At 73.6% G+C, this 17,827-nt stretch carries 10 protein-coding genes and 1 pseudogene; 7 read left to right on the forward strand and 4 right to left on the reverse strand.

Going from position 1 to position 17,827, the window contains the following annotated elements:
- Nucleotides 1-465 precede the first annotated feature (465 nt).
- Nucleotides 466-1,026, reverse strand: coding sequence for a MarR family winged helix-turn-helix transcriptional regulator (locus ACF1A1_RS04350; RefSeq protein ID WP_391645340.1), 561 nt, complete (start codon nt 1,024-1,026; stop codon nt 466-468).
- Nucleotides 1,027-1,178: 152 nt separating this feature from the next.
- Here ACF1A1_RS04350 and ACF1A1_RS04355 point away from each other — a divergent pair, with 152 nt between their 5' ends.
- Nucleotides 1,179-2,453 carry an MFS transporter gene (locus tag ACF1A1_RS04355; RefSeq protein WP_391646362.1) on the forward strand — a complete coding sequence of 425 codons (1,275 nt, stop codon included), beginning with the start codon at nt 1,179-1,181 and terminating at the stop codon, nt 2,451-2,453.
- Between the two features lie 54 nt (nt 2,454-2,507).
- Here the strand turns inward: ACF1A1_RS04355 and ACF1A1_RS04360 are convergent, their stop codons facing one another.
- Together ACF1A1_RS04360 and ACF1A1_RS04365 are read right to left on the reverse strand one after the other, a co-directional pair.
- On the reverse strand, nt 2,508-4,160 hold the full coding sequence (locus ACF1A1_RS04360) for a SpoIIE family protein phosphatase (protein WP_391645342.1): 1,653 nt from the start codon (nt 4,158-4,160) through the stop codon (nt 2,508-2,510).
- A gap of 343 nt (nt 4,161-4,503) precedes the next feature.
- Nucleotides 4,504-5,907 carry an NAD(P)/FAD-dependent oxidoreductase gene (locus tag ACF1A1_RS04365; RefSeq protein WP_391645344.1) on the reverse strand — a complete coding sequence of 468 codons (1,404 nt, stop codon included), beginning with the start codon at nt 5,905-5,907 and terminating at the stop codon, nt 4,504-4,506.
- 376 nt (nt 5,908-6,283) lie between these two features.
- Between ACF1A1_RS04365 and ACF1A1_RS04370 the strand changes: the two genes are divergently transcribed.
- Nucleotides 6,284-7,051, forward strand: coding sequence for a TetR/AcrR family transcriptional regulator (locus ACF1A1_RS04370; protein WP_391645346.1), 768 nt, complete (start codon nt 6,284-6,286; stop codon nt 7,049-7,051).
- Between the two features lie 358 nt (nt 7,052-7,409).
- Nucleotides 7,410-9,313, forward strand: a pseudogene (locus ACF1A1_RS04375) (sigma-70 family RNA polymerase sigma factor); the annotation flags it as partial.
- Between the two features lie 24 nt (nt 9,314-9,337).
- Here the strand turns inward: ACF1A1_RS04375 and ACF1A1_RS04380 are convergent.
- A complete protein-coding gene (locus ACF1A1_RS04380) occupies nt 9,338-11,479 on the reverse strand; it encodes an asparagine synthase-related protein (protein WP_391645348.1) in 2,142 nt (713 codons plus the stop codon).
- A gap of 735 nt (nt 11,480-12,214) precedes the next feature.
- On the opposite strand from ACF1A1_RS04380, the gene ACF1A1_RS04385 reads away from it, so the two are divergent.
- From ACF1A1_RS04385 to ACF1A1_RS04400, 4 genes are all read left to right on the forward strand, one after another.
- A complete protein-coding gene (locus ACF1A1_RS04385; RefSeq protein WP_391645350.1) occupies nt 12,215-13,636 on the forward strand; it encodes an MFS transporter in 1,422 nt (473 codons plus the stop codon).
- Nucleotides 13,637-13,710: 74 nt separating this feature from the next.
- Entirely contained in the window at nt 13,711-14,955 is a 1,245-nt protein-coding gene (lhgO, locus tag ACF1A1_RS04390; protein WP_391645352.1) for an L-2-hydroxyglutarate oxidase, read from the forward strand.
- A gap of 451 nt (nt 14,956-15,406) precedes the next feature.
- Nucleotides 15,407-16,213: a tRNA (guanosine(46)-N7)-methyltransferase TrmB gene (trmB, locus tag ACF1A1_RS04395; RefSeq protein WP_391645354.1), complete on the forward strand. Its 807-nt coding sequence runs from the start codon at nt 15,407-15,409 to the stop codon at nt 16,211-16,213.
- Nucleotides 16,214-16,341: 128 nt separating this feature from the next.
- Complete coding sequence (locus ACF1A1_RS04400; protein ID WP_391645356.1) at nt 16,342-17,799, forward strand: PrsW family intramembrane metalloprotease; 1,458 nt, start codon at nt 16,342-16,344, stop codon at nt 17,797-17,799.
- The last annotated feature ends 28 nt before the right edge of the window (nt 17,800-17,827 follow it).

Genomic DNA, 17,827 nt, shown 5'->3' on the forward strand with positions numbered 1-17,827 from the left:
TGTACTCACCCGAGAGACTCTCTCGCGGCTTTCCTCCGGGCGCTTCCCTTCGGTCTTGCGTTTCCGACTCTATCAGATCTTTTCTCGATCCGATTTCCTCGGTGCTTTCCAGGTTCCCGCTTTTGTTTCGCGGTTTCCTTTCCGGCGGTTCCGACTCTATCAGATCCTTTCGGCCCTGATTCCCCGTCAGAGGGGGTTGCCTTCCCGGCCCTTGGGCCGTTCCGACGTCCCAAACCTTAGCGGATCCGTCCCGGCGAGCGCTAATCGAGGTGATCGAGCTGCCGGACCCAAATCGAATATCGAATTCGGGCACGCCGAATTCGACCTCGCTGGGAGATCTTGCTGTGGTGTGAGGTGCCGCTACTGCGGCGGATGTGGTGTCGAAGAACCGTTACGGCTCCCCGGCAACCCGAAGAACTCTACGTATCGGGGAGGGGGGTGTCAAGCACCCCCTGTCAAGATCTTTTAGTCGAGGTCGGCGAGACGTCCGCCGGCGTCCGGCTGGGCGTGTTCCACCCGCCGGAGCAGCCTGGTCAGGACGTCACCGAGGGCCGTGCGGTCCTCGGCGGAGAGGTCCTGGAGCAGATCCTCCTCGAAGACCGTCGCCAGTCGCATCGCCTCCAGCCACTTCTCACGGCCCTCGGGCGTCAGCTCCACGATCACCCGGACCCGGTTGGACTCGTCCCTTTCACGGGTCACCAGTCCCTCGGCAACCATGCGGTCGATCCGGTGGGTCATCGCGGCCGGCGTCAGACCGAGGCGCTTGGCCAGGTCACTGGGGCCCATGCGGTAGGGGGCGCCGGAGAGCACGAGTTCCTTGAGGACCTCCCAGTCGGCGTTGCTGATGCCGAGGGCGGCGGTCTGGCGGCCGTAGGCGACGTTCATCCGGCGGTTCAGGCGGGAGAGCGCCGAAACGATCTTCTCGACCTGGGGGTCGAGGTCCTGGAACTCGCGCTGGTAGGCGGCGATCTGCTCTTCGAGGGTCGGCTCGCTGCCGATGCCTGTGCTGCCGGAGGTGTCGCCCATGGCCGTCAGTATCGCACGCGGGTCGTTCGCGTTGAAGTTCTTCGTCCTGTACTGTTTAGCTTCGAAATTTATCTTCGAAGTCTTCGGTTCTAAGTACTGTCGCTTCGCAACTAGCGAGCGGCTATCTGAGAGAGGTGAACGTGACCAGGGCGATGGGCGCAGCGATGCGCCGGATCCACGTGGGCAACGCACTCAGCGCGTTCGGGCTCGGCTTCACCGTCCCCTACCTGTACGTCTACGTGGCGCAGGTGCGGGGTCTCGGTGCCGTGACGGCGGGGCTCGTCCTCGCCGTCTTCGCCGTGGCCGCGCTGATCGTGCTGCCGTTCGCCGGCCGGGCGATCGTGCGGCGAGGCCCCCTGCCGGTCCTCCTCACCGCCCTGGTCACCGCCGCGCTGGGCGCGCTGAGCCTGGGGCTCGCGGGCGACGCCGCCGCCGTACTGGCCGCGGCGGCGCTGCTCGGGGCCGGGCAGGCCGTGATGCAGCCGGCGCTCGCGACGATGATCGTGGACTGTTCGACCGCGGAGACGCGGTCGCGGGCCTTCGCGACGCAGTTCTTCCTGCAGAACCTCGGGCTCGGTGTCGGGGGGCTCATCGGCGGGCATCTCGTCGACACCACGCGCGTGTCCTCGTTCACGCTGCTGTTCGCGATCGAGGCGGCGATGTTCCTGCTGCTGGTCGTGGTGATGGCGACGGTGCGGATGCCGCACTCGCCGCGGGTCGGGGACGCGCCGCGGGGGTCCGCGAAGGGGAGCTGGAAGCAGTTGCTGGGGAACCGGGCCATGGTGCAGCTGTGCGTGCTGGGCTTCGTGCTGTTCTTCGCCTGCTACGGGCAGTTCGAGTCCGGGTTGAGTGCGTACGGGGTCGAGGCCGCGGGGATCTCCACGTCCGCGCTGGGGACCGCCCTCGCCGCGAACACCGCGATGATCGTCGTCGCGCAGTTCGCCGTGCTGCGGTTCGTCGAGCGGCAGAAGCGGTCGCGGGTGATCGCGGCCGTGGGGCTGATCTGGGCCGTGGCGTGGGCCGTGGCCGGGTACGCGGGGCTCGGGCACGGCAGTCAGGAGATGGCCACGGCGGCGTTCGTGTCGACGTACGCGCTGTTCGGGCTGGGTGAGGCCATGCTGTCGCCGACCGTCGCGCCGCTGGTCGCCGATCTGGCGCCGGACGGGCTGGCGGGGCAGTACAACTCGGCGTTCGCCCTGGTGAAGCAGTTGGCGCTGGCGGTCGGGCCGGCCGTGGGCGGGCCGATGGGGGCCTCTCTGCACGTGCCGTACATCGTGGTGTTCCTGCTGTTCTCGCTGGGGATCAGCGTCCTCGCCGTGCGGCTGGGGCGGCAGCTCACCGCTGTGCAGAACCAGCCGTGGCTGGGGCGCAAGCGGGTGGTCGCCCGGGGCGGAGCCGCCGCGGAGCCGGTGGCCGCCGAGGCGTGAGGCGGTAGGAGAGGCGGCCGTCGTCGTGGACGACGGCCGCCTTTCGTGTGCTCGTCAGGCCGTGCCGCGGGGCAGGACGAACTCGCACCACACCGCCTTGCCGCCGCCCGGGGTGCGTCTGCTGCCCCAGTTGGAGGCGATGGTCGCCACGATCGCGATGCCGCGGCCGGACTCGTCGCCGGGTTCCGCGCGGCGGCGGCGCGGGAGGTGGTCGTCGCCGTCGGTGACCTCGATGATCAGGCGGCGGTCGGTGCGGCGCAGCCGCAGCCGCATGGGCGGGGTGCCGTGCTGGAGGGAGTTGGCGACGAGTTCGCTGGTGGCGAGGACGCCGAGGTCGTGCAGGTCGGCGGGGAAGCGCCAGCTGGTGAGGACGCCGGAGGCGAAGGCACGCGCGCGTGGCGCGGCTTCCACGCCGCCGAGGAGTTCCAGGGCCGCGTTGCGGAACAGTTCGCCGTCGGCGCCGGTGCGGTGGGGGTGCTGGAGGACGAGGACGGCGACGTCGTCGTCGTGGTCGGCGGTGACGCCCGCCGAGCGGACCAGGCGGTCGCAGACCACCTGGGGGGTGCCGGTCGCGCCGGCCAGGGCGCGCTCGAGGGAGGCGATGCCTTCGTCGAGGTCCTCGTCCCGGCGTTCCACGAGGCCGTCGGTGTAGAGGACGGCGGTGGAGCCGGGGCCGAGGGGGATCGAGCCGGAGGCGTGCATCCAGCCGCCGGTGCCGAGCGGGGGGCCGGTGGGTTCGTCGGCGCGCTGGACGGCGCCGGTCTCGTCGCGGACCAGGATGGGCAGGTGACCGGCGGAGGCGTACACCAGCTGCCCCTCGTTCGGGTCGTGGACGGCGTAGGCGCAGGTGGCGATCTGGTTGGCGTCGATCTCCGTGGCGAGGCCGTCGAGGAGCTGGAGGACCTCGTGCGGGGGGAGGTCGAGGCGGGCGTAGGCGCGGACGGCGGTGCGCAGCTGGCCCATGACGGCGGCCGCGCGGACGCCGCGGCCCATGACGTCGCCGATGACGAGGGCGGTGCGGCCGCCGCCGAGGGTGATGACGTCGTACCAGTCGCCGCCGACGGCGGCCTCGGTGCCGCCGGGCTGGTAGGTGGCGGCGATGCGCAGGTCGTCCGGGTGTTCGAGTTCCTGGGGGAGCAGGGAGCGCTGGAGGGTGACGGCGGTCTCGCGCTGGCGGCGTTCGCTGGCCCGGAGGCGTTCGGCGGCCTCGGCGTGGTCGGTGACGTCGGTGGCGAAGACGAGGACCGCGCCGTCGCCGTTGTTCTCGGCGGCCGGGGTGCAGGTGAAGGTGTAGGAGCGGCCGTCGGGGGCCCTGCGGGACTTCAGGGTGCGGGGCTTGCCGCTGCGCAGGGCCTGGTCGAGGAGGGGTACGAGGCCGAGGTCGCGCAGTTCGGGGAGGGCTTCGGCAGCCGGTTCGCCGGGCGGTCGTGCGCCGAAGGCCGCCGTGTAGGCGTCGTTGACGTAGGCGAGGCGGTGGTCGGGGCCGTGGACGAGGGCGACGAGGGCCGGGACGCGGTCGAGGACCTCACGGACCGGGAGTTCGTCGACGGCGGGGACCGGGGGCGGCTCGTCGGTGAGTTGTTCGACGCGGGCCGCGGGTACGGAGCCCTCGCTCCGTCGGTCCGTGGTGGTGACCGTGTGCTCGGCCCGCGCGGCGGCGCGGCGCTGCGTTCCGGGGAGCCGGGCGCTCCAGCGCGTGAAGTTCACGAATCCTTGCCTCGTGTAGTCGTCGACGGCCGGCTCCGGGCCCGGCCTGGGCTCCGGGGGCCGCGCGGCGGTGACCGCACATTGTTGCAGCACCCGGGAAATGCAGCACGTGGGAACAGCCTCGTCAGGTCGCGGGGCGGGCGGTGGCCCGCCGGGGCTCGGGGACGGGTTGGAGAGGGGCTGGGAGAGGGGGTTGATGAGGGCTCGGGGAGGGCTTGGAGAGGGGGTTGGGAGGAGCGTGGTGAAGGGCTCGGGGAAGGGCTCGGGCAGCAGTCTGGCAGTGTGGCCGTCCGGGCCGACATCCGTCAGACGCCGGGGCGGCCGGGCTAGTTCCTGGGTCCGGTCAGGACAACCCCTTCGGGTTGTTGTCCGAGTCGCCCCGCGGACCGTCCTTCCGGTCGTGGGAAGTTTTTCCACCCGCGGCCAGTTCGAACTCCGCACGGGGGTGTTCGAGTGAACCGAGCGAGACGATCTCCCGCTTGAACAGCCCCGACAGCGTCCATTCGGCGAGCACGCGTGCCTTGCGGTTGAAGGTGGGCACGCGGCTGAGGTGGTAGGCGCGGTGCATGAACCAGGCGGGGTAGCCCTTGAGCTTGCGCCCGTAGACGTGCGCGACGCCCTCGTGCAGTCCGAGGGAGGCGACCGAGCCGACGTACTTGTGGGAGTACGTCTGGAGGGGCCGGCCGTGCAGGGAGTGCGCGATGTTGTCGGCGAGGAGCTTGGCCTGGCGTACGGCGTGCTGGGCGTTGGGAGCGGTGAGCGCGCCGGGTTCGCGGGCGGTGACGTCGGGGACGGCTGCGGCGTCTCCCGCGGCCCAGGCGTGCGTGACGCCCTCGATCGTCAGCTCGGGCGTGCACTTCAGCCGGCCCCGCTCGGTGAGGGGCAGGTCGGTGGCCGCGAGGAGCGGGTGGGGTTTGACGCCGGCGGTCCACACGACCGTACGGGTCGGGAAGCGGGCGCCGTCGCTGAGGACGGCGACGCGGTCCGCGCAGGACTCCAGGCGGGTGCCCAGGCGGACGTCGATGTTGCGGCGGCGCAGTTCGCTGACCGTGTAGCGGCCCATGTCCTCGCCGACCTCCGGCAGGATCCGGTCGGAGGCCTCGACGAGGATCCACTTCATGTCCTCGGGCGTGACGTTGTGGTAGTAGCGCGTGGTGTAGCGGGCCATGTCCTCCAGCTCGCCGAGCGCCTCGACGCCCGCGAAGCCGCCGCCGACGAAGACGAAGGTGAGGGCGGCGTCGCGGATCGCGGGGTCGCGGGTGGAGGAGGCGATGTCCATCTGTTCGATGACGTGGTTGCGCAGGCCGATGGCCTCTTCGACGGTCTTGAAGCCGATGCCGTAGTCGGCGAGGCCCGGGACGGGCAGCGTGCGGGAGACGGAACCGGGCGCGAGGACGAGTTCGTCGTACGACAGCTGCCGGGGGCCGGTGCCCTCCTCGTCGGTGGCGAGGGTGGTGAGGGTGGCGGTGCGCTTGGCGTGGTCGATGGCGGTGACCTCGCCGACGACGACCCGGCAGTGCGGCAGGACGCGGCGCAGCGGGACGACGACGTGGCGGGGGGAGATGGCACCGGCGGCGGCCTCCGGCAGGAACGGCTGGTACGTCATGTACGGGTCGGGGGTGACGACCGTGATCTCGGCCTCGCCCCGGCCCAGTTCCTGTCTGAGGTTCCGCTGGAGCCGCAGGGCCGTGTACATCCCGACGTAGCCACCGCCGACAACGAGAATGCGCGCACGTTCCTTCACCATCCCATGACGCACCCGACGCCGGAGTTTGTCCACAGGCCCGACCATTCGTGTGACACGGGGCCCGGTGCGCGCGGGGTTGGCCGAAACAGGGGCGTGGAGGAGAGAGCGCAGGTCAACGGCGTGCGCCGGAGTGCGGGAAGGGGCGCAATCGGGACGTATGCGACCCGTACTCCGATCGAGGGGCGCTCCGTGCGGAACCTGCCTCTTCTGAATTGACTGCCTCTCAACTATGTTCGTCTGTCGACGGGGTGTAGGGGGAAGCGCTCTTCGGGTTCGCGTGCAGCGGGTCCGGGCGGAGATCCCTCGTTCCATGCGCCCCGGCTTTCGATGGCGGGGAGAGTCTCCGGGGGGAGACGTCATTACCGGGGGATCATTCATGCACATTCAGGACACGCATTGGTCGTCCGCGTCCGCCCTTGCACCGGGCGGCGCGGTGAGTGCGGCGGTGGGCAACGGACGCGGGGACGGCCCGCGGACCACGCCGCTGCGCGTGGACGCACAGCGCAATCTGGAGCACGTACTGCGCGCGGCGCGCGAGGTCTTCGGCGAGCTGGGATACGGCGCGCCGATGGAGGACGTGGCGCGGCGCGCGCGGGTCGGGGTCGGCACGGTGTACCGGCGCTTCCCCAGCAAGGACGTCCTGGTGCGCCGGATAGCCGAGGAGGAGACCTCCCGGCTGACCGACCAGGCGCGAGCGGCGCTCGGCCAGGAGGACGAGCCGTGGTCGGCGCTCTCACGCTTCCTGCGGACGTCGGTGGCCTCGGGCGCCGGGCGGCTGCTGCCGCCGCAGGTGCTCAGGGTCGGGGTCTCCGACGAGGGCACCGAGGGCTCCGTGGCCGACGAGGCGCGGGTGCCGCAGCAGCGGTCCCAGCCGGTCGGCGGTGAGCTGCGGCTGGTGCCCGAGGAGGGCGTGCCGGCCACCGTGGACGACGCGGGGGCGGCGGCGCTGCTCGACGTGGTGGGCCAGCTCGTGGAGCGGGCGCGCGCGGCGGGTGAGCTGCGGCCGGACGTGTCGGTGTCGGACGTCCTGCTGGTGATCGCGACGGCGGCTCCCTCGCTGCCGGACGCGGCACAGCAGGCGGCGGCTTCGGCGCGACTGCTGGACATCCTGCTGGAGGGTCTGCGGTCCCGCCCGGCTCTGTGAGGACCGGTTCCGCTGTGGGGTGGGGCGCCCTGGCGCTCCGCCCCCGGCCCGCCGGACCGGACGAGTCCGGCACGTCGGGCAGGTGACTCAACCGTCGCCCACGGCACGGCAGTCGCACCCACCCCGTCCGGGTGAACCCTGGGACGGAGAGACGAGCCCGGCACTTCGCGCAGGCGACCCAACCGTCCCCCATGGCACGGCAGTCGCACCCACCCCGTCGGGGTGAACCCTCGTACGGAGAGGCGACAAGTCCCCACGGACGAGTGGGCGGCCTCGTCCGTCGGGTCCTCGACCAGAGCCGCTGTGGCACTCTGACGCTGGTCGGGACGGGTTGAGCAGGCGGCGAGGGCTTTCCGCGATGAGTGTTGACGGGCGGGACGGGTCACCGGGCGACGGTGACGCGGAGGCCGGTGGCCGGATCTCCCCGCAGGTGGCGAGTCAGGGCGGGCGCGCCGGGGCGCCCCTGCACCGTGACGCCGCCGCGGCCGTACCGCCGCAGGGCGGCGTTCCGGCACAGCGCGAGCGGGGGGTGGACGGCGGCCTCCTGCCGCCACCGGCGAGTGTGCCGCCGGGCGACGCCGACCTCATCGGGCGGATGCGTTCGGGCGACGACACGGCGTACGAGGAGCTGTACCGGCGCCACGCCGACGCCGTGCGCCGGTACGCGCGCACCTGCTGCCGGGACGCCCACACCGCCGACGACCTCACCGCCGAGGTCTTCGCCCGCATGCTCCAGGCGGTACGCGGCGGCTGCGGCCCCGAGCACGCCGTACGCCCCTATCTGCTCACCTCCGTCCGTCGTGTCGCCGCCGGCTGGACGCGGTCGGCGAGACGCGAGCAGCTCGTCGACGACTTCGCGGTGTTCGCGACGCAGGCCACCCGCTCCTCCGAGACCGACGGCGGTGACACGCTCGACCTCGGCGCCGACGTGCGCGCGATGGACGAGGCCGAGCGGTCCATGGCCATGCGGGCCTTCCGCTCGCTGCCGGAGCGCTGGCAGGCCGTGCTGTGGCACACCGAGGTCGAGGACGAGTCGCCGAGCGAGGTCGCCACGCTCTTCGGACTCGACGCGAACGGCACCCGCGTCCTCGCCAGCCGGGCCCGCGAGGGCCTGAAGCAGGCGTACCTCCAGGCCCACGTCAGTGCCACCCTCACCAGCGACGAGGAGTGCGCCCGCTACGCCGACCGGCTCGGCACCCACGCCCGCCGCCGTCTGCGCACCCGCGCCGAGCGGGGATTGCGCAAGCACCTGGAGGAGTGCGCCAGGTGCCGGCTGGCCGCCCTCCAGATCGAGGAGGTCGCCGGCGGCATCCCCGCCGCCGTGCCGGTCGCGGTGATCGGCTGGTTCGGCGCCGCCGGCTACGCCAAGGCGGCCGCGCTCGTCTCCGGCGGCGCCGGGGCGGGCGTCGCGGGCGCGGCCGCCGCGACGGGCGGCGGTTCGTCGGGCGGGGCGGTTGCCGGGGGTGGTGGTGCGGCGGTCTCGGAGGGGCTGGGGACGCCGGTGAAGGCCGGTGTCGCGGCCGGTGTGGTCGCGGTGGCGGCCGCGGTGGCGGTCCTCGCCCTGGTCGGCGACGACAGCCCTGCCGGGCAGCCGGTGGCGGAGCCCCCCGCCTCCGCGCCGGTGGTCCTGCCCGAGGAGCCGGGGCCGGAGCCGCCCACCCGCACGCCGGAGGAGCCCGAGCGGGAGCCGGAGTCGGCGGTGATCGTCCCGGCCGCGGCCCCCACGCCGACGCCCGCCCCCTCACCCGCCCGGCAGCCGGCGCCCGCCCCGACGCCTCCCCCCTCGCCCACACCGACCCCCACGCCTTCTCCGGCCCCGACACCGCCCCCGACGCCTGCGCCCGCTCCCCCGGCCGCCCCGACGGTCCACCGGTTCGGCGAGCTGTCCTTCGACGTCGAGAGCGACGGCACCGGGCCCGGGATCCGGCTCGGCGGCAGCGGCTGGGTGTGGCGGGACCCCCGGCTGCCCTGGTCGGCGAGCGGTGGTACGCGCGCGGAGTGACGTCCACGGCGGCTCCCCTCCGGTCACCGTCGACCCACCGGGCACGCGCCTCCTCACGACGCCCTGTCGCCGGCGTCGACGACCTCACGACGAGGCTCGGCGAGGTCAGCGGTGCACGCCGGCGGGGTCCGGCTGTGGGCGTCCCCGGAGGTCGTGGGCGGCGACCGGGCCGTACCCCTTCCCTGGGACCTCGTCGGCCGGGGGAGGTTCGCCCGGTGGCCGGGCCGCACGACCGCCTCGACGGGGTGGTGCTCCCGGACCCCGGACCCCGTCCCCTCATCCCCTCATCCCCCGGAGGAGACCGCCCGCCTCTGCGGCGCGATCCCCGCCGGGACCGCACGCGCGCGTGCCGGGGTGCCCGTCCAGCACGTCCCCCGGCGGGACAGGAGGCGGCGGAGCCAGAGTTCGAGGGAGACGAGGTCGGCGAGGCCGTCCAGGGGGAGGGGTTCGCCCGCCGCCGCGCCTCGGAGGGCCTTGCGGACGACTCTGGCCTCGACCAGGCCGGCCTCCGCGAGGAGGGGGGCGTCGAAGAGGGCGAGGAGGGGGTCCGCGGCCATGCGCAGGCCCGCGCGGGCCGCGGCGGTGGTGGAGCCGAGGGAGGGGGCGCCCCAGCCGGGCGGGAGGTCGGCGACGCCGGAGCTCCTGAGGACGGTGCGCAGGATCGCGGCGCGCGCCCCGGGTTGGACGCGCAGGGTCTCGGGGAGCGCCCGGCAGGCGCGGACGACCTGGTTGTCGAGGAACGGCGCGTGCAGGCGCTGGGAGCGGATCTCGGCGGCCTGCTCCAGGACGCGCAGGTCCGCGGCATGGCGGGCGAGGGCGGCACGCGCGCGATAGTCGCCGGGACGCTGGCCGGGGCCCACGCCGGCGCGGTGCGCCATCTGCTGGAGGCGAACCGATACTTCGGCCAGTGCCTCACCGGTCAGCCAGCGGGCGGCCGGCCCGGGCCCGCCCCAGACGAGAGCGGCCAGGGAGGCTCCCACGGCCCCCGCGGCACCCGCGGGGTCGTCGAAGCGGCGGTGCAGGAGCCGCTCGGCGAGGCCCTCCACGCCCGCCCGGTACGGCGTACGGGCCAGCCGGCGGGCGGCGCCGTACACGCGCGCGGGGACGAGCACGGAGCCGTCCGCCTTCGTCAGGGCGGCGACGGGCCGGACGAGGTGGCGGCGCTTGCGGTCCATCAACAGGTCGGCGAGGCGGGCCGGGTGGGCGTCGAGGACCTGGCGGGCGCCGTAGCCCGTGAAGTGGTCGGCGCTGCCGGCGGCGAGGCGCGCGCGGTGGCGGGCGGCCGTCACCAGGCTCGGCCCGGGCTCGTCGGTCAGGGGGCCGTCCAGGTCGGCGTACGGCAGGCTCTCCTCGCCGCCGGCCACGACGACGTGGTGCAGGCGCGGGTTGGCCGCGAGGGTGCCGGCCCGCTCCACTTCCGCCTCGTGGCCGCCGACGGCCAGGTCGTTGAAGGTGACGGCCAGCAGGCGCTCGCCGGCGCCGGTGCCGTGGCCCAGGAGCGTGCCGGGTCTGCCGGGCAGGCCGGCCGCCAGCAGGGCCAGCGTGCCCGAGGCGGGACCGCCGGACAGGTCGGCCCCGATACCCGGGACCGGCATCCCGCGCGCGGCACGCCGTTCGGCGGGTCCCATGCCGGGCACCGGACCGGGGTCGATGTCGGGGACATGCCGCGGCGCGGACAGACGCGCGCGTACCGCCTCGACGAGGGCGTCCCGCACGGCGTCGACCGCGCTGTCCGGGTCGGCCGGGGGCGCCGCCACGGCGAGGGAGGCGACCGGCTCGTACCCGGCGATCTCGCGCGCCCCGGCGCGCAGGATCAGCGCATGCCCCGGCGGAATGCGTCGCACGCCGTCGTACGGCGTGGAGTCGTGCACGGCGGCCGGGACGTCGGGGGCGGCGAGGAGGGCCGCCAGGTGGCCGAAGTCGAGGTTGGCCTCGATGAGGTCGGCCAGCGGCAGCGCGGCCGTCGCGTACGCCGTGCCGCCCGCCCACGGGGTGTGGAACACCGGGCGCGCACCCGCCAGATCGCCGCAGACGGTGATACGCCGGCCGGCCTGGACGATCGCGGTGTAGCTGCCCGGCCAGGCCGTCAGATGCCGAAGTGCCCCTCCGCGCGCGGCGAACAGCCCGACGCGCAGCTGCTCGTCCGTCGCCCCGCAGGTGCCGAGGACGGCGATCCGGTTCTGGGCGTCGGCCTTCACCACGCGCACCTCGTCGGGCCGCCAGTCGCCGACCGCCCACAGCGGATCCGGGTCGCCCCACAGGAGTTGGGAGCCAACCGGCTGCAGCGTCTCGCCGTCGAACCCGACGCGCCCGCCGTCCTCGCCGGGACCGGCGTACGTGCCGGGACCGCCGTAGCCCCCCGCTCCTGTGGCGCCGGGGCCGACGGCGCCCGCGGCGGTGCTGCTCCATCCCACCAACCACCGCATCGACGCCTCCACAGGCTGTGGACAACCAGTGCACCGTACGAACGGTTCACATGCTGCCACGAAGAACGCGCCGCAGAAGGAGGTGACGCCGCTTGAGATCCCCGGAGTGCGCCCCTGTGAACGCCCCCGTGCCGACCTGCGGGACCGTGGGCACTCACCCGCGCGGGGCGGCGGCCACCGCGTGTACCCCCGCGTGTGCGACGCGAATGCGCCCCCGATACGCTCCCCCAAAACGCCCCGCGCGCCGTCGATTTCCATGGTGGGAAGCGCAATCACCCACAGAACACAGGGGCGATTTTCGGCCAAATCCGGGACGGCGAGCCGCCGTTGCGGCAGGCCCGCACACGTTTCGCACACGCTCTGTGCACAGTCGCGCGCCGCGACCGGCGCGCCGGTCCGGGAGACGGAGACCGCCTCCCGGACCGTTCCGCCGCCCGCGGGGATTGTGGCGGCGGTGTCCCCCAGCCCACTGGATCCAGTACAGCGGGCCGACCCACGCGAGACCCATGGAACCGCTCCCCCGATGGCCGGAGAAGAGCGCACGGACAGGCGCACGGCCACACAGCGGGAGCACGCCGCCACCGTCCGTACTGGTGCCCGTACTTCCGTACGGGCCACAATCCCGCCATCCGGAAGAATGCCCCTTAACGCTTGGGATGCGGCGAACTACGCTGGGTTTACGAATGCCGCGTGGTTATGCCAGCGCGGCAGCCGTCTGTGTCGAGGGGTGGCGCAATGTCCAGGGAGCAACGCGGGCCGAACGAAAAACTCGGCGCCGTTCTCGCCCTCGCGGGAATCAGCAACGCCGGGCTCGCACGGCGTGTCAACGACCTCGGCGCTCAACGTGGGTTGACCCTTCGCTACGACAAGACGTCGGTGGCGCGCTGGGTGTCGAAGGGCATGGTGCCGCAGGGCGCCGCACCGCACCTCATAGCGGCCGCGATCGGCCAGAAGCTCGGCCGGCCGGTGCCGCTCCACGAGATCGGCCTGGCGGACGCGGATCCCGCGCCCGAAGTGGGCCTCGCCTTCCCCAGGGACGTCGGCCAGGCCGTGCGCTCGGCGACGGAGCTGTACCGCCTCGACCTCGCGGGCCGCCGGGCCGGCTCCGGCGGCATCTGGCAGTCGCTGGCCGGTTCCTTCGCAGTAAGCGCGTACGCAACGCCCGCCTCGCGGTGGCTGATAACCCCGGCCGACAGTTCGGTGGCGCGCGAGGCACACTCCCTGGAGGGCTCCGGCGCACCGCTCAAAGTCGGCCACAGCGATGTGCAGAAACTGCGGGAGGCCGCCGAGGACGCCAGGCGCTGGGACTCCAAGTACGGAGGCGGCGACTGGCGTTCGTCCATGGTGCCGGAGTGCCTGCGGGTGGAGGCGGCGCCGCTGCTGCTCGGCTCGTACTCCGACGAGGTCGGCCGTGCCCTGTTCGGGGCGAGCGCCGAACTGACCCGTCTCGCCGGCTGGATGGCCTTCGACACCGGCCAGCAGGAAGCCGCGCAGCGCTACTACATCCAGGCACTGCGCCTCGCGCGAGCAGCGGCGGACGTACCCCTCGGCGGCTACGTCCTCGCCTCCATGTCCCTCCAGGCGACGTACCGCGGCTTCGGCGACGAGGGCGTCGACCTCGCGCAGGCCGCCCTGGAGCGCAACCGTGGCCTGGCCACGGCCCGCACGATGAGCTTCTTCCGCCTGGTCGAGGCACGCGCCCACGCGCGCGCGGGCGACGCCCAGGCCGCCGGCGCGGCCCTCAAGGCCGCCGAGAGCTGGCTGGAGCGGGCCCGCGACGGCGACCACGACCCCTCCTGGCTGGGTTTCTACTCCTACGACCGCTTCGCCGCCGACGCCGCCGAGTGCTACCGCGACCTGAAGGCACCACGACAGGTGCGCCGCTTCACGGAGCAGGCGCTGTCGCAGCCGACGGAGGAGTTCGTGCGCTCGCACGGGCTCAGGCTCGTCGTCTCGGCGGTCGCCGAGCTCGAGTCGGGCAACCTCGACGCGGCCTGCGAGCAGGGCGTGCGGGCGGTGGAGGTGGCCGGACGCATCTCCTCGGCCCGCACCACCGAGTACGTCAAGGACCTCCTGCACCGCCTCGAGCCGTACGGCGACGAACCCCGCGTGGTCGAGCTGCGCGAGCGGGCACGACCGCTGCTGGCCCCGGCGTAGGCGCTCCGCACGGGCCACGGGCCACGGGCCACGGGCCCGCCTCCCACGGGTTTGAGGGCATTGTCAGTGGCGCAGTGCACTATCGAAGCCGGGAGGTGGTGCAGGTGCGCGAGACTCGGGCGATCGGCTACGACTGCGACGTGCTGGTGATCGGCGGCGGGATCGTCGGCCTGTCGACGGCGCACGCGATCACGCGCGCCGCGCCGGGGACGCGCGTGACGGTGCTGGAGAAGGAGCCCGGCCCGGCCCGTCACCAGACGGGACGCAACAGCGGCGTCATCCACAGCGGCATCTACTACCGCCCCGGCTCCCTCAAGGCGCGCTTCGCGGTCCGGGGCGCCGCCGAAATGATCAAGTTCTGCGCGGAGTACGGCATCCCGCACGCCGTCACCGGCAAGCTGATCGTCGCCACGGACCGCTCCGAGCTGCCCCGCCTGCACGCCCTCGTCCAGCGCGGCCGGGAGAACGGCATACCGGTCAGAGAACTGGGCCCCGCCCAGATCGCGGAGTACGAGCCGGAGGTCCGCGGCCTCGCGGCGATCCGCGTGCGCACGACCGGCATCTGCGACTTCACGGCGGTCGCCCGCCAACTGGGCGAGGCGTCCGGCGCGGAGATCCGCTACGGCGCACAGGTGGCCCGCATCGACCGACGCCCGGACCGCGGCGTCGCCGTCCGCACCACCCGCGGCGACATCGTCCGGGGACGCGTCCTGGTGAACTGCGCCGGCCTGCACTGCGACGAGATCGCCCGCCTGACCGGCGACGAGCCCGGTGTGCGGATCGTGCCGTTCCGCGGCGAGTACTACGAGCTGGCGCGCCCCGAGCTGGTGCGGGGCCTGGTCTACCCGGTGCCCGATCCGGCGTTCCCGTTCCTCGGGGTGCACCTGACACGCGGCATCGACGGAGGCGTGCACGTCGGCCCCAACGCGGTACCGGCGCTGGCCCGGGAAGGGTACGGCTGGGGAGTCGTACGCCCCCGGGAGGCGGCGGCGACGGCGGCCTGGCCCGGGGTGTGGCACATGGCCCGACGGCACTGGCGCTACGGCGTCGGCGAGCTGCGCCGGTCACTGTCCAAGGCGGCCTTCGCGGACGCGGTACGCCGACTGCTGCCGGCCGTCGAGGACGGCGACCTGGTGCGGGCGGCGTCCGGAGTACGGGCGCAGGCGGTCCTGCGGGACGGCGGCCTGGTGGACGACTTCCTGATACGGGAGGGCCCGCGGGCGGTCCACGTCCTGAACGCACCGTCCCCCGCGGCGACAGCCTCCCTGCCGATCGGCCGGGAGGTGGCCCGCAGGGCGCTCGGAGTCCTGGGCGAGTGACCTCGCCCCCACCGCCCGGCCCGTCCCGTCCGTCCCCGCGATGCTCCGCCACGGCGCTCCCGCTCCGCACCCGCACCCGCACCCGCACCCGCACCCGCACGGGAGTGGATCGTGGCGGTGCGGCGCAGCCCGCCGGCCGGCCGGCCCCAGTACCGGACCACCGGGACAGCGGACAGAGGGGCGCGGCCGGCGGCGGGCTCGTCGTACGGCCACGATGTCGACTCACCCAGCCACCCACCGGCAGCGCGGGCACCCCCACCGCACCGCCCCCCCGACCCGTACCCGTACCGGCACCCGCCCTCCCCGGCACCCGAACCCGCACCCCGCCCACACAGCGAACCCGCAGAGCGAACCCGCAGAGTGAACCCCTACAGCGGAGCGAACCCACAGCCACCCGTCCCCCCGCCCACCCGCCCACCCGCCCACCCGCCCACGTAAAATCGATCCCACTGTGTCTGATTCCCTCAACGCCCCCGACTCCTCCCGGCCCGCCTCCGGCGAGTCGCTCCGTCGCGTCCGTGCCAAGGGCGAGCCCCGCTTCCCGGACGGTCCCAAGGCCGACCCCGCCGGCTCGCACTTCGAGCGGCGGATCCGGAGTTTCCAGCCGCGCCGCAGCCGGGTGACCGCGGGGCAGGCCGACGCGCTCCAGCGGCTCTGGCCGAAGTGGGGGCTCGACATCGACGGTCGCCCCGTCGACCTCCCGGAGCTGTTCGGGAACGACCACCCCGTCGTCCTGGAGATCGGCTTCGGCATGGGCGAGGCCACCGCCCGGATGGCCGCCGCGGACCCGCACACCAACATCCTCGCCGTCGACGTCCACACGCCGGGCCAGGGCAACCTGCTGAACCTCGCCGACCGCAACGGCCTCACCAACATCCGGGTCGGCAACGGCGACGCGATCATCCTGCTGCGCGAGATGCTCCCCCCGGACTCCCTCGACGGCCTGCGCGTCTACTTCCCCGACCCCTGGCCCAAGAAGCGCCACCACAAGCGCCGCCTCATCCAGCCGGAGTTCCTCACCCTCGCCGCGACGCGTCTGAGGCCGGGCGCGCTGGTGCACTGCGCGACCGACTGGGAGCCGTACGCGGAGCAGATGCTCGAGGTGCTCACCGCGCACCCGGACTTCGAGAACACGCGGGCGGACGGCGGTTTCGCGCCCCGCCCCGACTACCGGCCGCTGACCCGTTTCGAGGGACAGGGCTTGGACAAGGGTCATGTGGTGAACGATCTGCTGTTCCGTCGCGTACAGCACGGCTGAACGAAACGCCCCTGCGGCTCCCCACCACCCGCGCCGCCGGCCCCTCCGTCCCTCCGTACCTCCGTCCCTGCCGCCCCCGACCCCGAATTGCCTCCACCGCCGTCCTCTCCCTCGTTAGGGTCGATGCCGTGGCCATCAGTCCCCCGTACCCGCCGCACCCGCCGCAACCGCCCCAGCCGGGCGGCACACCCGAGGGCGGTGTGCTCCGGCACGCGCACTGGTGGCAGCACAAGTGGGTGCGTTACGGCGCCCTGATCACCCTGCTCGCGCTCTCCGGACTGGTCATCCTGGCCCTCGTCCGCGAACAGACGGGCACGCACGGGTTCCTGGTGGGCCTGGGACTCGCCGTCCTGCCCGTCCCCCTTCTCATCGCGGCCTTCCGGTGGCTGGACCGGGTGGAGCCCGGCCCCTGGCGGAACCTGATGTTCGCGTTCGCCTGGGGCGCGTGCGCGGCGGCGCTGATAGCGATCGTCGCCAACAGCTTCGCCACCCGATGGATAGCGACGGCGACCGCCGACCCCTCCAGCGCGGACACCCTCGGCTCGACGGTCATCGCCCCGATCGTCGAGGAGTCCGCCAAGGCGGCCGCCGTCCTCCTCGTCTTCCTCTTCCGCAGGCGGGACTTCACCGGAATCGTCGACGGAGTGGTGATAGCCGGGATCACCGCGACCGGCTTCGCGTTCACCGAGAACATCCTCTACCTGGGCAACGCCTTCGGCACCGACCAGCTCACCGGGGACGGCGGCATCGCCTCCGTCACCGTCGCGACCTTCTTCGTGCGCGTCATCATGTCGCCGTTCGCCCACCCCCTGTTCACGGTCCTGACCGGTATCGGTTTCGGCATCGCCGCGCTCTCCGGGGACGGGCAGCGCATACGCCGCGTCCTGCTCCCGCTGTCCGGTCTGCTGCTCGCGATGACGATGCACGCCTTGTGGAACGGCTCGGCGACCCTCGGCGAGTGGGGCTTCCTCGCGGTGTACGGGGCGTTCATGGTGCCGGCCTTCGCGGTGCTGACCTGGCTGGTGGTGTGGACGCGCCAGCGGGAACTGGGCACCGTACGCGAGGAACTGCCCGCCTACGCGGCCGCGGGCTGGCTCACCCCCGCGGAGCCGTACGCGCTCGGCTCGATGCGGGCCCGGCGGCTGGCCCGCGACCACGCCCGCCGGCACCTGGGCAAGCCGGCCGCGCGAGAGGTGGCGCGGTACGAGGCGTACGCGACGTCCCTCGCGTTCCTACGGCACCGGGGACGCCTCGGCCGGGCCGGCGCCGACTTCGTCGTACGGGAACGGGAGTTGCTGAACGAGCTGTGGCGCCGCAAGGACATCGCCCGCCCCGCGCTGGACCACGCGGCCCGTATGACGGCGCCTCCGGTCCAGGTCGTCATGCCGCCCTGGCCCGTCTACGGGGTCCCCGGGCACGGACAGGGGTACGGGCATCCGACGGGACCGGCCCGGCATCCGCAGCACCAGCTTCCCCATCAGCAGCCCCACCCACAGCCGCACCCACAGCCGCACCCGCAGCACCAGTACCCGCACCCCCGCTCAGCGCAGCCCGGGTATTCCGGGTACGGCCCCTACCAGCCGTAGACCGGAAACCGTGCGCCGGAAAACGCGA

Source organism: Streptomyces sp. NPDC014995, assembly GCF_043080745.1.
GTDB lineage: Bacteria > Actinomycetota > Actinomycetes > Streptomycetales > Streptomycetaceae > Streptomyces.

Coding starts and splice junctions, on each gene's coding strand:
- ACF1A1_RS04380 (WP_391645348.1), bottom strand. CDS start 11,479: ATGCGGTGGTTGGTGGGATGGAGCAGCACCGCCGCGGGCGCCGTCGGC.
- ACF1A1_RS04355 (WP_391646362.1), top strand. CDS start 1,179: ATGGGCGCAGCGATGCGCCGGATCCACGTGGGCAACGCACTCAGCGCG.
- ACF1A1_RS04370 (WP_391645346.1), top strand. CDS start 6,284: ATGCACATTCAGGACACGCATTGGTCGTCCGCGTCCGCCCTTGCACCG.
- ACF1A1_RS04365 (WP_391645344.1), bottom strand. CDS start 5,907: ATGGTGAAGGAACGTGCGCGCATTCTCGTTGTCGGCGGTGGCTACGTC.
- ACF1A1_RS04350 (WP_391645340.1), bottom strand. CDS start 1,026: ATGGGCGACACCTCCGGCAGCACAGGCATCGGCAGCGAGCCGACCCTC.
- ACF1A1_RS04385 (WP_391645350.1), top strand. CDS start 12,215: ATGTCCAGGGAGCAACGCGGGCCGAACGAAAAACTCGGCGCCGTTCTC.